The sequence below is a fragment of the Gordonia sp. AC31 genome (genome assembly GCF_031844505.1).
Taxonomy (GTDB): Bacteria; Actinomycetota; Actinomycetes; order Mycobacteriales; family Mycobacteriaceae; genus Gordonia; species Gordonia hongkongensis.
On sequence record NZ_JAUZVK010000078.1, the window covers coordinates 1 to 1,391 of the forward strand.

1 protein-coding gene is annotated in these 1,391 nt (G+C 68.0%); it reads left to right on the forward strand.

The features are described from left to right. A partial coding sequence (locus Q9R39_RS24635; RefSeq protein WP_311278452.1) for a heavy metal translocating P-type ATPase occupies nt 1–1,391 on the forward strand: 1,391 nt, incomplete at both ends.

The window sequence follows — 1,391 nt, forward strand, 5'->3', positions numbered from 1 at the left end:
TGCCCCCGCCGACACCGTGACCGGCGGGACAGTCAACGCCGGCGGACACCTACGGGTGCGGGCGACCCGCGTGGGGGCAGACACCCAACTCGCGCAAATGGCCGCGATGGTCGAACGCGCCCAGACCGGCAAGGCCCACGCCCAGCGACTGGCCGACCGGATCTCAAGCGTCTTCGTGCCGGTGGTCATCACCGTCGCCATCGCAGTCCTCGGCGCGTGGATCGGCGCCGGCTATCCCCTGCAAGCGGCGTTCACCGCCGCGGTCGCTGTGCTGATCATCGCCTGCCCCTGCGCGCTGGGACTGGCCACCCCGACCGCACTGCTGGTCGGTACCGGCCGCGGAGCCCAACTCGGCATCGTGATCAAAGGCCCCGAAGTCCTCGAATCCACCCGAACCATCGACACCGTTGTCCTAGACAAAACCGGCACGGTCACCACGGGCCAGATGACACTCGTCCAGGTCACCACCTCCCCCACCACCACTCGCGCCGACGTGCTCGCCCTCGCTGGAGCGGTGGAAAACGCCTCCGAGCACCCCGTCGCGGCCGCCATTGCTGCTGGTGCAGCCGCCGAAGTCGGACAGCTCGACGAGGTCGAAGACTTCCGCAGCTTCGAAGGTCGAGGCGTGCGCGGCACGGTCCAGGGACGAGTTGTCACCGTCGGGCGTCCGACGCTGCTGGCCGAACACGACATCGCCGTGGATGACCCCCACCTCAACGAGGCACAGGCCGCCGCTGAGGAAGCCGGACAGACCGCCGTACTCGTCGGCTGGAACGGCCGCGCTCATGCGGTCCTGGCGGTCGCCGATGCGATCAAACCCACCAGCGCACACGCCATCGCCCGGCTCACCGCACTGGGTATGACGCCCATCCTGCTGACCGGCGACAACCAGACCGTCGCCGACACCGTCGCCGCTGAGGTCGGGATCGACACCGTCATCGCCAACGTCTTGCCGGCCAACAAGGCCGCCGTCATCACCGATCTGCAATCCGAAGGCAAGGTTGTGGCCATGATCGGCGACGGCGTCAACGACGCCGCTGCCCTGGCCCACGCCGATCTCGGGCTGGCGATGGGCACCGGCACCGACGCCGCCATGCATGCCGCCGACATCACCCTGGTCCGCGGCGACCTCAACGCTGCCGCCGACGCGATCGCCTTGGCACGCAGCACTCTGAAAACGATCAAAATGAACCTGTTCTGGGCATTCGCCTACAACATCGCCGCGATACCGCTGGCCGCGCTGGGACTGCTCAACCCCATGCTGGCTGGCGCCGCCATGGCGTTGTCCAGCGTGTTCGTCGTCAGCAACAGCCTGCGGTTACGCGCCTTCACCAGCCCGCCCCACTCATCGACCACAACTCCATCCACCACCCCCTCGACGTATACCCCCA